Raw genomic sequence first — 227 nt, forward strand, 5'->3', positions numbered from 1 at the left:
TGCGGGAATAGCTCAGTTGGTAGAGCATAACCTTGCCAAGGTTAGGGTCGCGAGTTCGAGTCTCGTTTCCCGCTCCAACTTCTCTCACCAGGGGAAGTTAAAGTAGTAAAAGATATAAGTTTTAATCTGTTAGTGAAGTACGTTTTATCGTTGTCATTGAGGCAGCTTCAAAATGTCCCCTTCGTCTAGTGGCCTAGGACACCGCCCTTTCACGGCGGTAACAGGGG

The 227-nt window shown here is 48.0% G+C and carries 1 tRNA gene; it reads left to right on the forward strand.

Going from position 1 to position 227, the window contains the following annotated elements:
* Window position 1: 1 nt before the first annotated feature.
* Window positions 2-77 (forward strand) — tRNA-Gly (locus tag A596_RS05170).
* The last annotated feature ends 150 nt before the right edge of the window (window positions 78-227 follow it).

It is taken from the genome of Cellvibrio mixtus subsp. mixtus J3-8 (assembly GCF_000766945.1).
GTDB classification, from domain to species: Bacteria; Pseudomonadota; Gammaproteobacteria; order Pseudomonadales; family Cellvibrionaceae; genus Cellvibrio; species Cellvibrio mixtus_A.